A 17437-nucleotide genomic window follows, 5' to 3' on the forward strand; every position below is an offset into this window, starting at 1 on the left:
TGGTAACAGGTGTGACCAACGTCACATTTGTTCTTTCTGCGATCGGATAGCTTTGCAATTCGATCAAACTATACAATCGTTGAAACAGGTTTATCTTTTCGTTGTATTAATTTTCATCACAATATCCGCTGTTGCACAGGATAACCGTGAGGTGCAAACGCAAAACCACTTCTGGACAAGCGTCAATACACAGGCACGCATCAGTAATAAATGGTCGGTTATTGCCGATCTGCACATCCGCCGCACCAACTATTTAAAGAATAATAACTTTTATTATACAAGAGTTGGCGCAGCCTATCATATCAATAAAAATCTGAGTGTTTCGCTTGCGGGAGGGCATATGTGGCTCGCCAATAAAACGGCTACCACCGAACTCTTTGTGAATGAAAACAGGCTGGTGCAACAAATTCAACTCAATCAGCCTTTGGGTAAAATACAATTGTCGCAGCGTTTGCGGATAGAAGAACGTTGGATACAGAGAGTAGTGAACAGTGAACTGACTGATACCTACAGGTACAGCACCCGTTTCCGGTATCAGTTAGGTCTTTCCATTCCGCTCAGTAAAAAAAAATACATTCCTTCACTTGCGTTTGCGGATGAGCTGATGATGCAGACGGGTAAACATATTATCTACAACAATTTTGATCAGAACCGTTTCTTTGCCGGCATCAAGCAACAGATCACTCCTTCATTGGCTGCCGACTTTGGTTATATGTACGTATGGCAGCAACGGCTGAGTGGCTACCAGTATAACCGTAACCACACTATTCGCTTGTTTTTTTACTGGCAACCTGATTTCCGAAAAAAGCATACGGCTACTCCAACAGCACAAAACAACCTACCGCTTCTGTAAAGCTTTTTGCAGGCATGCAATGAATACTTAGCTTAGTGGAATTGACCAATCAAGCATGAGTTATGAAGTATTTATTGTTATTCTTTTTACTGCCATTACAAATTTTTGCGCAATCATTTTCACAATCAGAGATCAAACGCTGGAAACAACAGGCACAAGGTGTTACAATTATTCGTGACAACTGGGGTATTCCGCACATCTATGGAAAAACAGACGCCGATGCAGTGTTTGGTTTGTTATATGCGCAATGCGAAGATGATTTCAAACGGGTGGAAGCAAACTACATTGAGAAGCTTGGTCGTAAAGCTGAAGTTGCAGGTGAGAGTGAATTGTATAATGATCTGTATGTACGTTTAGTGATCGACAGTGCGGAAGCAGTTGCTGATTATAACAAAGCGCCGCAAGGGTTAAAAACATTATTACAGGCTTATGCTGATGGGATCAATTATTATCTCTACACACATCCCGATGTAAAACCTGCATTGCTCACTCGCTTCAAACCATGGTATCAATTATTATGGACCGATGGAAGTATTGGTGCCATCAGTACAGGTGATATAACGGCAGAAGATGTAAAGAATTTATATGGTAATACAAATGCAACGGTTGCCTATCGTCCAAAAGAATTTGAGGATAACAGCAGTGGTTCCAATGGTTTTGCCATTGCTCCATCAAAAACAGAAAGCGGCAATGCCATTTTGTACATCAACCCGCATGTAACATTTTATTTCCGTCCTGAAGTGCATGTGGTGAGTGAGCAAGGTTTGAATGCTTATGGTGCCGTTACATGGGGACAGTTTTTCGTGTACCAGGGTTTTAATGAATATTGTGGCTGGATGCACACCAGTGCAAATGTTGATGTAGCTGATATGTATGCAGAAAAGATGAGCGGCAGCGGTACTAATATGACCTATGAGTACAACAATGAAAAACGTGCGGTGAAACAAAAGCAGATCACGATTAAAGTGAAGCAAGGAAATGAACTCATCAGCAAAACATTCACCACCTATTCAACGCATCATGGTCCGGTAATGGCAAAACGTAACGGACAATACATCAGTGTACGCTCCAGCAATCGTATGATCAATGGATTGCTTCAAAGCTGGCAACGTACCAAAGCAAAAGGACTGGATGATTACAAAAAAGTAATGGCACTTCGTGGCAACACCAGCAACAGTACTGTGTTTGCAGATTCCAAAGGCAACATTGCTTACTGGCATGGCAACTATGTACCGAAGCGTGATACAAAATTCAATTGGGGTAAAGTTGTTGATGGTACAACACCTGCAACTGAATGGCAGGGTTTGCATGATGCAGAAGAAGCTGTGCATGTGTACAATCCATCAACGGGCTGGATACAAAATTGCAACTCTACTCCGTATACAGTGAGTGGTGAAGCAAGTCCAAAGAAAAAAGACTATCCCGTTTACATGGCGCCCGATGGTGAAAATTTTCGTGGCATCAACGCAGCAAGAGTGTTGAGCAAAGAGAATAAATTCACGATCGATAAAACCATTGCTGCAGGTTATGATACCTATCTGTCGGCGTTTGAAGTGCTGATCCCTGCGTTGGTGAAAGCCTATGAAACAGGCGTACAACCGGGCGACAGTCTGCACCGTTCATTGGCAGCACCTATTGCTGTATTAAAAAACTGGAACTACCATTCTTCCAATCATTCCATTGCTACAACATTGGCGGTAGAATGGGCACAACGTTTAAATGCATCGATCCGCAGAATTTATATTGAGGACGGTGATGATGACCAGGTTACTGCTACCAAACGTTTTGCTGCAACAGCTATTCCTTTACAATTATTAGCGCCTTTGAATGAAACAGTAAAACAATTGAAACAGCAATTTGGCACATGGGAAATTCCATGGGGCGATATCAACCGTTATCAACGGGTGAGTAATGATCTTGTTCAAAAGTATGATGATAGCAAGATCAGTTACCCGGTTCCATTCGCTTCAGCATTATGGGGCATGTTGCCTTCATACAACAGTCGCACTTTCACGGGAACAAAAAAACGTTACGGCTTCCATGGCAATAGTTTTGTGTGTGCTGTTGAGTTTGGAGATAAAATAAAAGCAAAATCGTTGCTGGCCGGTGGTAACAGTGGCGATCCCAACAGTAAACATTTCACTGATCAACTGGAAATGTATACGAAGGGTCAATTTAAAGAGGTGCTTTTTTACAAAGAAGATGTACTGAAACATGCTGAGCGAACTTATCATCCCGGAGAATAAGTTTTAACTTGTAATATCTCCTTGTGTGTCTCCATGTATTCTCTGTGAACTTTGTGTAACAATTTTTAGCAGCAGAGAAAACACGGAGTATTTCGCAAAGAACACAAGCAATCATAATTCAACGATATGAAATCATTTTTCAACCTACTGTGTCTGCTTCCGTTGTTTGCTTTTGCCCAACAATATGATATACTCATTACCAACGGAAAAATTCTCGATGGTACGGGCAATCATTGGTTCTATGCTGATCTTGCTGTGAAAGATGGAAAGATCATCGCCATCGGTAAATTAAAACAGCAGGATGCAAAACGTGTAATTGATGCAAAGGGATTAATGGTGGCACCCGGTTTTATAGATGTGCACACGCATATTGAAGGTGAAGAAAAACGAACACCCACAGCAGAGAATTTTATTTATGACGGCGTTACAACTGTGGTTACCGGCAACTGCGGTTCATCGCAGGTGGAGATGAAAAAGTATTTTGCATTCATCGACAGCTTGAAAACCTCTGTCAACATTGCAGCATTGATCGGACATAACGATGTTCGCAGAACAGTATTGGGCAGAGCAATGAAAGATCCAACTGAAAATGAAATGCAGCAAATGATCTTACTCGTGGAAGAAGCAATGAAGAACGGAGCAGTTGGATTTTCAACCGGGCTCATTTACATTCCCGGTACTTATTCCAAAACAGACGAAGTGGTGAAGCTTGCAGGTGCTGCTGCAAAATACAACGGTGTCTATGCAAGTCATATCCGTAACGAAGGTGATAGTATAGCTGTTGCTATTCGTGAAGCGATCCAGATCGGTTACTTAAATAAGATGCCGGTTGAAATTTCGCACTTTAAAGTGAGTGGTCAGCAAAACTGGGGGCGCAGCAAAGAAACAATTGCGATGATCGAAACTGCAAGAAGAGATGGAGTGGATGTAACCATCGATCAGTATCCATATACTGCCAGCAGTACATCACTAGGCACATTGATACCTGATGAAATTCTAGCTGATGGACAGGATTCTATTGTTGCACGACTGAATCGGCCTGATGTAAAGAAATATGTAATTACATCGATGCTCAAAAGTTTAAAGAAACGCAAGCTGAAACATTTCAGTTATCCTGTTGTCGCCAACTACCGTTTCGATACAACATTAAATGGAAAAAGTATTGAGCAGGTAAATCTCATCAAAGGAAGAAAACACAAAGCAAGTGCAGAAGCCGAAACAATCATTGAGATGGTGATCAACGGTGGCGCACAGATGGTCTTTCACGGAATGAGTGAGAACGATGTAAAACGCATCATGCAATATCCGTTCAATATGTTTGCAAGCGATGCGGGCATTCGTGCGTTTGGCAGCGGCGTTCCTCATCCACGTGGCTATGGCACCAATGCAAGAGTGTTGGCAAAATATGTACGTGACGAAAAAGTGCTCACACTGGAAGAAGCTATCCGCAGAATGACATCGTTGCCTGCACAAAAATTTCAATTGAAAGATCGAGGTTTATTGAAAGAAGGCATGGCTGCTGATATTGTGATCTTTGATGCAGCGACTGTAAAAGACAATTCTACATTTGAACTGCCGCATCAGTACTCAACAGGATTTTCGTTTGTGTTGGTGAATGGAGAGCTTGTTGTTGAAAACGGAAAACATACCGGTACAAGAAGTGGTCGTTCGTTGAAGGGACCGGGATTTCAATTGCAAACGAATCAATAAACAGGAATGAAGTTTTTTTCTCTCACCGTTTTTTTACTCTTATTTATTTCCGTTAAATCACAGCAGCGAAAATCTGCTGAAGCATACGGTATCAAAATAGGTGTGATGCAAAAAGGACCAACCAACTCTATTGTTGATGTGGCAGGAGTGAAAGTTGGCCAGGTTACATTGATCGTTGCTGATAGTATCCGCACGGGTGTAACAGCTATCCTGCCACATGGCGATAACCTGTTTCAACAAAAAGTACCTGCAGCAGTTTTTACCGGAAATGGTTTTGGAAAACTAGCAGGTACTACGCAGATAAAAGAACTCGGTAATATTGAATCGCCGATCATCTTAACGAATACATTAAGTGTTGCAGAAGGAATCAATGGCGTCATCAATTACACACTTGCGCAAAAAGGAAACGAACAGGTGCAATCGGTAAACGCCGTTGTTGGCGAAACCAACGATGGCGCATTGAATGATATACGAGGCAAGCATGTAAAAGTTGAGCATGTGTTGCAAGCCATCAACAGCGCATCAAGTCAAAAACCACAGCAGGGAAATGTGGGTGCAGGTACTGGTACTGTTTGCTTTGGATTTAAAGGAGGTATTGGTACAGCATCACGAAAACTACCTGCATCATTAGGTGGTTATACCGTTGGCGTGTTGGTACAAACAAATTTTGGCGGGGAGTTACAGATCGATGGCGTACCTGTTGGTGAAAAGCTTGGTCGTTATTCGTTTAGCGATCAATTACAAAATCCTGTTGACGGCTCTTGTATGATCGTTGTGGCAACTGATGCACCGCTCGACAGTCGCAACCTTGAACGTTTAGCAAAACGTGCATTTATGGGTTTGGCAAAAACAGGTGGCATTGCATCAAACGGCAGCGGCGATTATGTGATCGCTTTCTCTAACAATGCATCTGTGTTGATTGCCCACGACAGTAAAACAGCTACGATCACAACAACGGTGTTGCGTAACGATGTAATGAGTCCGCTGTTCATGGCCGTGATTGAAGCAACAGAAGAAGCCATCATCAATTCCTTATTTATGGCAACCGATATGAAAGGCAAAGGCGGACGAACCATTGAAGCCTTACCGTTAGATAAAGTATTACCGATCCTAAAACAATACAATCGCATCAACTGAGTATGTGGGCATTCATCAACAATCAATTTGTAACAGCAGATCAGGCAGTATTGCCTGTAAGCGATTTGTCGATTCAACGTGGCTATGGCATATTTGATTTTTTCCGTACAGTTGAGCACGTGCCGCTGTTCATCGATCATCATTTAGTTCGTTTGCAACATTCAGCTTCAGTTCTTCGCTTGCAACTTCCGTTTAGCAATGATGAGTTGAAAAATATTGTTCGTGAGCTCATCAATAAAAATAATCTTCCAACCTCCGGTATCCGCATAACAGTGACTGGCGGCAATGCAGCAGATACCTACACACCAACAACACCAAACATCGTCATCACACAAAGTCCGCTAACGATGGACGCTGCGTTTGATGCATCAAAAGGTTTGCACCTTATTACTGAAGAATATGTAAGAGAATTGCCCACCGTAAAATCAATCAACTACCTGATGGGCATATATCTGCAGCAAAAAGTAAAAGATGCTGGTGCAGATGATGTGCTGTATGTTAAGAATGGACATATCAGTGAGCTGGTGCGTTCGAATGTGTTTGCGGTAACACATCAAAACGAGTTAATCACATCCGACGCTAATGTGTTGTATGGCATCACACGAAAACATATTCTGCAGGTTGCAGCGCAAACGATGGGCGAAAAAGAACAGGCTGTATCGTTACACGATGTGCTGCATGCTAAAGAAGTTTTTGTAAGCAGTACCACCAAACGTCTGCTTCCTGTGTTCTCAATCAATGGAAATAAAATTGGTAACGGCATTGCAGGAACTGTCACCACTGATCTTTATCAACGTTTTCTTGAACTGGAGCATCAGGTCATCGGTAAAGGTTGGTAGCAAATTTATCGAAGCTAACTTTTTCTATTACTGATATAAAAATCACGCAGCAGTTCAGCGCCTTTTAGTTTACCCGGATCTTTCCACCAGCTTTGTTTCTGCCACTGCATATACTGCTTCCGTTCCTCTAACAAAAAAGATTGCAGAAAAGGAGCCGGTGTCTTTTGTTGTTTTTCATTTACTGATGCAGGAAATGGATAATTAACTGCAAGTGGTGCAATCGACTGAGCCTTTCCAAACCGGGTGGTTAATGGTTGACCATAATTTGTACTGAACTTATAAGTAACTGAAGATTGTGGTAATTGCTTTTGTTGCCAATTCTGCTGTTGCTTGTTATGATAGCCCGCAAGTTGCTGAAGCGTTGGCTTTCTCGGGAGATTTTGTGCGGTTACTGTAAAAGCATTTGCGAGTAAGAGCACTGCTAACCAAATTGTATTTCCCTTATCCGGGAACATTAGTTTCGGAAGATGATACTTACTGAACATACACTGATTTTTAATTAATGATCAATTACAGGGCATGATTAAACTGTAAAGAACTTGTTCTGTTAAGTTACAACACTAAACAAACAAATCAAATAGCTGTTATAAGAATCCGGGTCGACGAATCATTTTGTAACTTGTGCGCCTCTCTCACATAATATGAAAATACTCTGGCAATATTTAAAACCCTACCGTAAGCTGGTATTTGTTGCACTGCTGCTCGCAGGTATTGCACAAATACTTTCGTTATACGATCCTATAATTCTTGGCCGCATCATTGATGATTATACACTTAATCCCGATAGCAAAACTGAAGCAGAACAGATTCGTGGAGTGCTGGTATTATTAGGGATTGCGCTGGGTATTGCGCTGGCTGCCAGATTGTTCTTATCCTTTAAAGATTATGTGATGCGATTGGTGGTGCAGAAATTCGGGATGCAGATCTTTAACGATGGGCTGAGACAAATGCTGCGGCTACCTTACCAGGATTTTGAAGATCAGAGCAGTGGTGAAATTTTATCCATCCTGCAAAAAGTACGGAACGATACGGAACGTTTCATTACCGCCTTTATTAATATTTTATTTTCTTCCATTGTTGGTATTGCATTTCTTATCTGGTATGCATGTACTAAACATTGGGCGTTGATTCCTGTTTTCTTAATTGGTGTTGTGTTATTAGGTGGACTCACAAGTGTGCTCAGTCGTTCAATAAAACTCTTGCAACGTTCGCTCATCCGGCAAAACAGACAAATGAGCGGAACCATCACCGAAAGCTTACGCAATATTGAATTAGTAAAAAGTCTTGGCCTTACTTATCCTGAGATAAAACGATTACGTACACACACGCAGGAAATTTTTGATCTTGAAATGCAGAAGGTGAAAAAGATCCGTTCACTTTCTTTTTTCCAAGGAAGCATTCTAATTCTGCTGAAACAATCGATCCTCTTTATTTTATTATGGCTCATTTTCCGCAAAGTTTTATCACCCGGTGAATTAATCTCAATGCAATTCATTTCAACCGGTATCATTGGTCCTTTGCAGGATCTTGGCAGTATCATTCTTTCTTATCGTGAAGCAGAAGCATCGTTGCAATTGTTTAATGAGTTAATGTTGAAAGAAACGGAATATCGTCCGGAAGAACCGGTTGATGTGGGAGAAATTGAACACCTGCGTTTTGATGAAGTTACTTTTCGTCATCGCACTGCAACAACCAATGCACTGGAACGTATTTCGTTTGAGGCATCCTTGGGCGATACCATTGCATTTGTTGGCCCATCGGGTTCAGGTAAATCAACACTGGTAAAATTATTGGTTGGATTATATACGCCGGTGGGTGGTGATATTTTGTATGATGATGTTTCATCGAAAGACATCCGTTACAACCGCATGCGCAAACAGCTTGGCTTTGTGACGCAGGAAACACAATTATTCTCTGGCAGCATCCGTGATAATATGAAATTTGTAAAAGCTGATGCAACAGATGAAGAAATTTATGCTGCCTTGGAAAAAGCATCTGCACTCAGCATCATCAATAATAAAGACCTAGGATTAGATACGTTGCTGGGCGAAGGTGGAAAGAAATTATCGGGTGGTGAAAAACAACGTTTATCCATTGCACGTGCATTATTACGCAAGCCACGGTTATTGATCTTTGATGAAGCCACTTCTGCATTGGATTCAATTACGGAAGAACAGATCACACAAACAGTTCGTGAAATTTCGAGTTTAAAACAACAGATCACCATTCTCATTGCACATCGTCTTTCCACCATCATGCATGCAGATACGATATATGTATTGGAAAAAGGTAAGATCGTTGAACAAGGAAGTCATGATGTATTGGTCAGTAATAAAGGATTGTACTATGCCATGTGGCGGCAACAGATTGGTGAACGGAAGACAATGGTATCTGTTGTTGATGAAGAAGCAGACGAGATTGAAGAAACAGACTAACGGTTGTGTCCCACCGAAAAAAAATTTTGATCGACTTAGCAGCAGGCCCTGCAGATTTATACAGGAAGTGGCTGATTATAATTGCTGTTGTATATAACAATTAATACTCATTCTTATTTTTCATCATGAGTGTTAAATGTCTACGGGAAAAATACCCCTTCCGAGGTATTGCATACCATAGGAATTTTATCTTTCTTTAATGTATATCAGTATTCAGCTTACTTAATATTGATTTTTTACCTTCTAGATAATTACAGTCAAAAAAACGGTTTCAACTAATCATTGTAATTGTTATGTTTTCTTGTAAAGCATCTCGTTATCCATCCTTCTCTGAATAGCCAAAGAAAAATTTGATCAGCCCTCTGCAAACGACAGGTAATTCCTGCAACCCAAATCATATTGTATCACCAACAACTGTTATTATGAAAAAAGTTGTCTTCAGCATTCTAATGCTGTGTACTTACGTGGCAGCCATCTCTCAAAACCCGATTTTACTAAAAGATGTTTCTCCCGGCAACAATTCGGGAACTATTCAGCAGATTGTTAAAACAAGCAACTACACTTTTTTTAATGAAAATGACGGAGGGGCTGCTACCGACAGAAGCTTGTACCGTACAGATGGTACTCCTGCAGGCACTTTAAAATTAAATCTTACATATCCCGGTTATATAAGCACAAAAGCTGAAAAGCTTACAGCTTTAGGTAACAAAATAATTTTTGCAGGCGACAATTCTGCCAACTATGGTGAAGTGTGGATAAGTGATGGAACGCAGTCGGGCACGGTTGCACTGGAAAGATTTCAACCCAACTCTAACAGGATACCGGTTGTAGAAATAAATGCAATGGACTCTTATGCCTATTACAGTGTAATTAATAAAGATGCATCAAACGTTAACCATGCATATTTAAAAAGAACCGATGGTACTGCGGCAGGCACATCATTAGTTTATGATTTTTCAGCTTTTACAGGCGTTCCGCAGGTTGTATTTCTTACACCTGTAAATAATATCCTTTACTTTATAGTTTATGATCAGTTTGGAACGGGGGCTGATCAATTATGGCGAAGTGATGGTACTACGGCAGGTACTTACATGGTGTACGATTTTACCACTGCCGCTTTTGTAGAAGGATTCATTATGCCGGCGGGCAATGTTTTTTATATTCTTATTGGCAGTGTTGTTAGTGGAGTACGTCAGAATACATTATGGAAAAGTGATGGTACTGCTGCTGGTACTGCTCCTTTAAAACTAATAGGTACGGGCAACAACTATATTTATCCTGCTTTTGCAAGCATTGGCTCTACCTTATACTTTGCGGGGCAAGACGGCAACGGAAGAGAGCTTTGGAAAACAGATGGAACCGAGGTGGGCACAGTTCGCTTAGCAGATATTAACCCGGGTGCAGCCAGTGCTAACCCGATTAACTTTACTGTTTTCAATAACGCTCTTTATTTTTCTGCTAACAATGGAACAAACGGCACTGAATTATGGAAATACAACGGTACTGTTGCTGCAATGGTGGAAGATATTTTACCGGGATCGGGTAGCAGCAGTCCCTCTTTCTTAGTTGAATCCAATGGAACCATTTTGTTTCAGGCAACAAACGGCATAACCGGTAACGAATTGTGGATTACAGATGGTACTGCTGCTAATACTAAATTAGTAGCAGACATAAATATTGCCGGCTCTTCTTTACCAAACCTGTTAACAACAGGCAATCCGGTTTATTTCGCAGCAAATGATGGAGTGAATGGCTTTGAAGTATTTAAATACGATAACTCTGGGGGCATACAGAATATAAAAACCAAATTATATGTAAACGATAACAGCACTGCAGGTGATGTGTTTACAACCGCCATTGGTAATAACGAAAATGCAGGTACAGCAGCAGCGCCCTATGCAAGTTTGCAATATGCAGTATCGCAAGCAGCTCCCGGTGCTGTTATTTATGTAGATGCAGGCGCCTTCTCAGAACAGGTAATTATTGATAAAGGCATTTCTATTATTGGTGCCGGAGCCACACTTACCTTTTTTACACCACCGGCTTCATCATTAGTACCTGCTCCCGGTCCGTTTACCGAAATAGGATTATTTGAAACAACGCAGAATATTGGTGATGTGCATATCTCCGGTCTTTCTTTAAACAGTAACAATGCTTCACAAAACATCATTATACAAAGCGGAGGCAGCGTAAAGAATTGCTCTTTACTTAACGGAGGTCAGGGAATTTTCTTCCGTATTGAATCGGCAACAAAAACAGCAGTCATTGAAAACAACTTTATTCAGCCGCAGGGTATTGGAATTAATTGCCAGGGAGCAGGGTTAACGGCACTTATAAAAAACAATACCATTACAAATACTACAGAATTTTATTCCGGCATTTTTGCAGGGCTTGATTTCGGGCCCCTGCCATCACTAACGGTTACAAACAACATCCTCAATAATTATGCTTCGTATGGCATTGGAATTTCAGGAGCCAGTTATAATGGCACGATTAACCAGAATAGTTTCACAGGCGCAGGTGTTGCTATCAACCGAAATGGAAACGGAGGCAATACCCTGCTTGCATCTTGTAATTGGTTTGGTTCCTCTGATGCAGGAACTGTAGCATCGAAAATAATTGGAACAGTTAACTACACACCTTTTCTCACCAGTGGAATTGATGGCAGCAGCAATGTGGGCTTTCAACCAACCGCTACTTGTCCTGCAGGTAATACATGGTATGTAAATAATAACAATTTAAGTGGTGATCTGTTTACAACTGCTGTTGGTAATAATGCCAATGCAGGAACTAAGACAGCTCCATTTGCCACTATACAGTACGCAGTAAATATTGCTGCTACAAATGATATCATTTATGTAGATGCGGGAACATATACCGAACAGGTAACCATTACAAAAGGAATAACAATTATAGGTGCAGGTCAAAACCTCACTTTCATTTTGAAACCAACTACAACAGCTCCACCTCCAGGTCCGTTTACCGAACAGGGGGTAATACAAACCTCACAAAATATTGGTGATGTAAACATAAAAGATTTGTCTGTAACCGGTGATTATAATATTAATGTAACACCTCTGATTATTCAAACTGGGGGAAGCGTAAGAAATTGTAAACTGCAGAATGGCAATCAGGGCTTATTTGTAAGGATTGATCCTGCTACCAACCCCACTTCAAAAACATTCGTCATAGAGGGAAACACAATTGATGCAGAATATATTGCCGTAAATGTAGCTGGCACAAATCTTAGCGCTACGCTAAATAACAATACACTCACTGCAAATAACACAGGGTTCTCTTCGGGCCTGTGGGCTGGGATGGATTTTGGTCCATTAGGTCGATTGACGGCAACTAATAATTTATTCAATAAATACGTTACTAGTGGCATACAAATCTCCGCCTCCAATGCAAGTATTACACAAAATGCATTTATAGGTACTGGTACATTAGCTATTAATAGAACAGGTGGTGCTAATATTACCGCCAACTGTAACTGGTACGGCACAACTAACCCAACATCTATTACAACAAAAGTAAATGCAGGTGTTACTTATTATCCCTGGTTTACCGACGGTACAGATGCCAGCAGCCAACCCGGATTTCAGCATAATGAAACTTGCGGAGCAAGCAGCAATATTTATTATGTAAATGACAACAGCACCTCAGGGGATCTTTTTACAACTGCAGTTGGTAATGATGCGAATGCAGGCACCACACCCACATCTCCACTTGCAACAATTAATGCAGCACTTACAAAAGCATCTCCAGGGGCTACCATTTATATAGATGCAGGAACCTATTCAGCACAAAACACGACAATAGGTAAACAGGTTCAAATCATTGGAACAAATTATAATGCATCACCCAATAATCCATCTGATCCTTTGTTGATAAATCCTGTACGTAATGCAGAATCAATCATCGATAACTCAACCTGGACAATTGGTGCTGATGGTATAAGTATTACAGGTTTAACCTTTACCCCAACAGGTAATGCTGTTGTAGTAAATAATACATCTTTTGGGGGTATTACTTTGAACAGAAACCGGGCAAAATTAAACAGCATATTCCCTGCATTCGTTTTCCTTGGCTCAGGCACCGGTACGAGTATTTCTTCCCTTGTTAACTGGGGTTTGACTATAAATGAAAACAGATTTGAAAAAGAAGATGCTTCCTCAGGAAATTCAGTGAGGGTAAACCGTTTTGGCAATGTGAATATTAATAATAATTCATTTGTAGTAACGGGTAGTACAGAGCGTACACAAAACAGTATTGCAATTGGTAATGCAGGTGTTGTAGCATATCTATTTGTAAACAATAACATTTTTGACAGGGCTGCAATAGCGTTAAACACAAACAGCCTGGGCTTTACAAATATTAATAAGAACATATTCAGTAACACAGGCTCTGCGTTTGTTGGAAACAACAGCTTTGCTGAATCTTCTGATGTTTTGTTTACTAATAATACGCTCGATGGCAGTGGTGGTATTGTACCTTTTGTGCAATATACCCGACAAGGCGGCAATGCGGTTGGCGCTACATCATCGTTTACAGTTGAAGGTAATAGTATTACGGGTACGGCTATTGCAGGCACAACTACTCTGTTGGGCAGTATGAATTTAATTTTCATGAACAGTGTTTTAAACCCGTCATTAACAGTACGGAATAATAAAATATCATACAGTGGAGATTTAAGTTCGGTGCCGGCGCATCTCATTCGTCCCATTATGCTTCGTGGAAACCTGCTAAACGCTGTAGTTGAAAAAAATGAAATCACTTTAACAGGAACCAATCAGCAACCAAAAACAGCAGGAATTGATTTACCCGTGAGCCCTGCAATTACATTACATCCGGATAACGGAAATAATTCGTTCCTTCAAACCGGCTCTGTTATTAACATCCGCAACAATAAAGTACATGGTTTTAAACACTCCTTTGTAGTGTTTGATAATTCAACAGGAGCAAATCCATATGTAGGGTTTGGTAATCTTCCGTTTGGTGCTACGGTAAACGTAAATAACAACAGTTTTACTGGAGACTCTATGAGTATTAATCACAGCAATGTTGGAGAGGTGGTGAATGCTTCCTGTAACTGGTATGGTTCAGCAGCAGCACAAGAGTTTATCAATAAGCTTTCATTGCCTACAGTTGATATTGCTCCCTGGTTAACTAATGGTACAGATAATGATGCAGCAACAGGTTTTCAACCGGTGCCAAATTCATGTGATGGTTATCCTACATTAATCACATTAAACGGATCAACCAATGTAACCTGTAATGGAGCTGCCAATGGTACGATTAACATTACCACATCTTATGGTAAGGTACCATTTACTTACACATGGACAAAGGAAGGCGATGCGAATTTTGTTTCGCATGATGAAGACCCAACCGGATTAGCATCTGGAACTTATCATTTAGCAATACTTGATGGTAATGGTTCAAACATATACATCACAGATCCTGAAGCTGACGGACCGGGCACCATTACCATAACCATTACCGAGCCGGATGTATTAACAGCATCTGCAGGCGGCAGCAACAATGTTTGCTTCAATGGTACCATTGGTACGGCATCGGTTCTTCCTGCTGGCGGTACAGCTTCTTATACGTATCTGTGGAGCAATGGGGCAACAGCCAATGAGATCACGAATCTTGCAGCAGGTGTTTACAATGTTACGGTTACAGATGCAAAAGGTTGTACAACAACAGCATCTTATGAAGTAACACAGCCAACTCAGGTAATCGCATCCATCACCAACACTTCAACTGCATGTTCAAATATTGCAACAGTTGCAGCAGGTGGCGGCACAAAGGGTTACACTTACCTGTGGAGTAATGGCTCTACTTCTCCAACTATCAGTGGTGTTCCGGTTGGTACTTACAATGTTACCGTAACAGATGCAAACGGATGTACCGCAACAGCAAGTGTTACACTAACAGTGGCAGAAGCATTTAATCCATCAGCATCTGTAACAAATGTTACCTGCTTTGGTGCAAACAATGGCATCATTACAGTAACCAACGCAAACGGTACAGGACAATTAATGTTCAGCAAAGATGGTGGCGTAAGTTTTGTAAATGGGTCATTGCCATTCAGCTTCACAAACCTTGCACCAGGTACATACAATATTGCAGTGAAAGATGTAAATGGTTGTACAGGCTTTGTAGAAAAGACCATTGCACAACCAACAGTATTAACGGCAACAATTGGTAGTGTTCAAAGCACTTGCTTTGGTACAAGTACAGGCGCAATAAATATAACAGTGAGTGGAGGTACTCCTTCTTACAGCTACAGCTGGACTGGTTTGGGCGGCAGCTTCTCATCCTCTCAGCTGAATATAAGCAGTCTGGCCGCAGGTGATTATACATTAACTGTTAGAGATAATAATAATTGTACTTACAGCTTGCCGGTAACAGTTCCCTCCATTGCTGCAATACTTGTAAGTGAAACTATAAACAATGTAACCTGCCGTGGTGCAGCGAACGGGTCTATTACTGTTAATGCAAGTGGCGGAACAAATTACCCGCCTCCCAGCTTCAATTACTTGTGGAATACAGGCGCAACTACAACAACAATCAGCAATCTTGCACCGGGTAATTACAGTGTACGTATTACCGACAATGGAAGTGGTTGCTTTATCAACAAGTCTTATACTGTTACACAACCTGCGTTGGTATTGGCTCTTACAACAACGAAAACGAATGCAACAGGTTGTAACAGTCTTGGTACTATTACAGCAACGGGTAGTGGTGGTACTGCGCCCTATACTTACACTGTGAACGGTAATGTTATTAATGAAAGTAGTATTGGTGGATTATATGCAGGAGATTATACCGTAACGGTTACTGATGCTAATGGATGTACAACAAGTAAGATTGTAACAATTACAGATAACGGTAGTGATGAATATGAAGGAAATAACAGTAAAAATCAAGCGAAGCAAATACCCACCAGCGGATCATTAACAGCACGGCTTGCTTTAGCTAATGATGCAGCAGATTGGTTTAGGTTTACCGCTCCGGTTAGTGCTTCCGGTTTGTATAGTATTAAAACAATGACAACCGCTCCTAATGTCGCTTACGCTATTAATGTATATGCATCAGGTAATAATACACCTGCCATCGTTCCAGTAAATGTGATCAATAATGGTGAGAAACATTACCAGCTTACAGCAGGTACTACTTATTTTGTAAGTATTACAACAGCAACCCTTTCATTTATTTGTTATAATCTAACAGTGAGCGCACTTGAACCTGTTGAAATAACGGCGAATACTCCTCAAAGCAGAATTACTGTTGAGGCGACTCCTGTTATAGATATGCTCAAAGCGTTTACTTATCCTAATCCACACAACGGCAACTTTACATTAAGCATTGAATCGCCGGAAGAAGGTGTAGCTACTGTTGAAATGTATACAGTTAATGGACAGAAACTAAGCGAACGGAAAGCAAATGTTACAAAAGGCAAAGGAAATACAGTGAAGTACAGTAACATGAATTATGCAATACTCTTCTATAAGGTGCGTATTGGTAAGCATGTTGCAACAGGTAAAATTATCAGTCCGAATTAGAAGGTGAAGATAGATACCAACAAAAGCCTCCGGATCTTTCCGGGGGCTTTTTAATTGATTTGAAGTTTTCGCCTACAGTTACCGCACAGATTCTTTTCTCTATCTAATTTCATCTGTCCTTCAGCATCAACCATAATGCAGGTTTCAGTTGGACAATGATGCAAACCGAAATTGTGACCCATTTCATGCACAACTACTTTGAACAGTCGCTGCTGAAAATGTTTTTGTGATGTAGCTGTTTTCCCTAACCGATATGTTGAAACAACGCAAGACTTGCCGGGTTTATATCCCAAACCCATAACACCATAATCTTTATGTGCGCCTTTATTAACAGAAACATCCTCATTGGTAATTCCAACAATTGTTCGGGCTGAATCAGGTTTGATCTGTCTTAACCACTTGATGGTTGAATCAGCACGGTAGCGGTTACGTGGTTTGTAATAAGAATTTGCCGGAAAGTTTATTACATCAGCAATTATAATTTCAACAGGATAGAATTTCTCAATACTGTCTTTCAGGTAGGCAAGCATTTTTGTATCATCAAACTGCAGGGGTTGTAAAATAACAATTGGCTTTCCCTTCATATTCTGCTGTTTGATTCTTTGCTGTTCGCAAGCAAAAAGAGAAATAAAGGAGAAGCCAA

At 40.8% G+C, this 17437-nt stretch carries 9 protein-coding genes; 7 read left to right on the plus strand and 2 right to left on the minus strand.

The features are described 5' to 3' along the window. The first annotated feature begins 79 nt into the window (after nucleotides 1-79). The 5 genes from H4075_RS21295 to H4075_RS21315 all read left to right on the plus strand — a co-directional run bounded on the left by H4075_RS21295 (nucleotide 80) and on the right by H4075_RS21315 (nucleotide 6785). Nucleotides 80-853, plus strand: coding sequence for a DUF2490 domain-containing protein (locus H4075_RS21295; RefSeq protein ID WP_182802865.1), 774 nt, complete (start codon nucleotides 80-82; stop codon nucleotides 851-853). Between the two features lie 62 nt (nucleotides 854-915). After that, nucleotides 916-3099: a penicillin acylase family protein gene (locus H4075_RS21300; protein ID WP_182802867.1), complete on the plus strand. Its 2184-nt coding sequence runs from the start codon at nucleotides 916-918 to the stop codon at nucleotides 3097-3099. A 126-nt stretch (nucleotides 3100-3225) separates the two neighbouring features. Continuing rightward, nucleotides 3226-4809 (plus strand): N-acyl-D-amino-acid deacylase family protein, encoded by a 1584-nt coding sequence (locus H4075_RS21305; RefSeq protein ID WP_182802869.1) that lies wholly within the window; start codon nucleotides 3226-3228, stop codon nucleotides 4807-4809. A 6-nt stretch (nucleotides 4810-4815) separates the two neighbouring features. After that, nucleotides 4816-5946 (plus strand): DmpA family aminopeptidase, encoded by a 1131-nt coding sequence (locus H4075_RS21310; RefSeq protein WP_182802871.1) that lies wholly within the window; start codon nucleotides 4816-4818, stop codon nucleotides 5944-5946. Nucleotides 5947-5948: 2 nt separating this feature from the next. Then, on the plus strand, nucleotides 5949-6785 hold the full coding sequence (locus H4075_RS21315; RefSeq protein WP_182802873.1) for an aminotransferase class IV: 837 nt from the start codon (nucleotides 5949-5951) through the stop codon (nucleotides 6783-6785). Between the two features lie 14 nt (nucleotides 6786-6799). Here H4075_RS21315 and H4075_RS21320 read toward each other — a convergent pair whose 3' ends face one another. Beyond that, nucleotides 6800-7270 carry a hypothetical protein gene (locus H4075_RS21320; protein ID WP_182802875.1) on the minus strand — a complete coding sequence of 157 codons (471 nt, stop codon included), beginning with the start codon at nucleotides 7268-7270 and terminating at the stop codon, nucleotides 6800-6802. Between the two features lie 156 nt (nucleotides 7271-7426). On the opposite strand from H4075_RS21320, the gene H4075_RS21325 reads away from it, so the two are divergent. Together H4075_RS21325 and H4075_RS21330 are read left to right on the plus strand one after the other, a co-directional pair. Further along, complete coding sequence (locus tag H4075_RS21325) at nucleotides 7427-9220, plus strand: ABC transporter ATP-binding protein (protein WP_182802877.1); 1794 nt, start codon at nucleotides 7427-7429, stop codon at nucleotides 9218-9220. Between the two features lie 422 nt (nucleotides 9221-9642). Further along, nucleotides 9643-16794 (plus strand): ELWxxDGT repeat protein, encoded by a 7152-nt coding sequence (locus H4075_RS21330; RefSeq protein ID WP_182802878.1) that lies wholly within the window; start codon nucleotides 9643-9645, stop codon nucleotides 16792-16794. A gap of 50 nt (nucleotides 16795-16844) precedes the next feature. On the opposite strand, the gene H4075_RS21335 is transcribed toward H4075_RS21330, so the two are convergent. Next, entirely contained in the window at nucleotides 16845-17378 is a 534-nt protein-coding gene (locus H4075_RS21335; protein WP_182802880.1) for a zinc-dependent metalloprotease family protein, read from the minus strand. Nucleotides 17379-17437 lie beyond the last annotated feature (59 nt).

The organism is Lacibacter sediminis (assembly GCF_014168535.1).
Classification (GTDB): Bacteria; Bacteroidota; Bacteroidia; order Chitinophagales; family Chitinophagaceae; genus Lacibacter; species Lacibacter sediminis.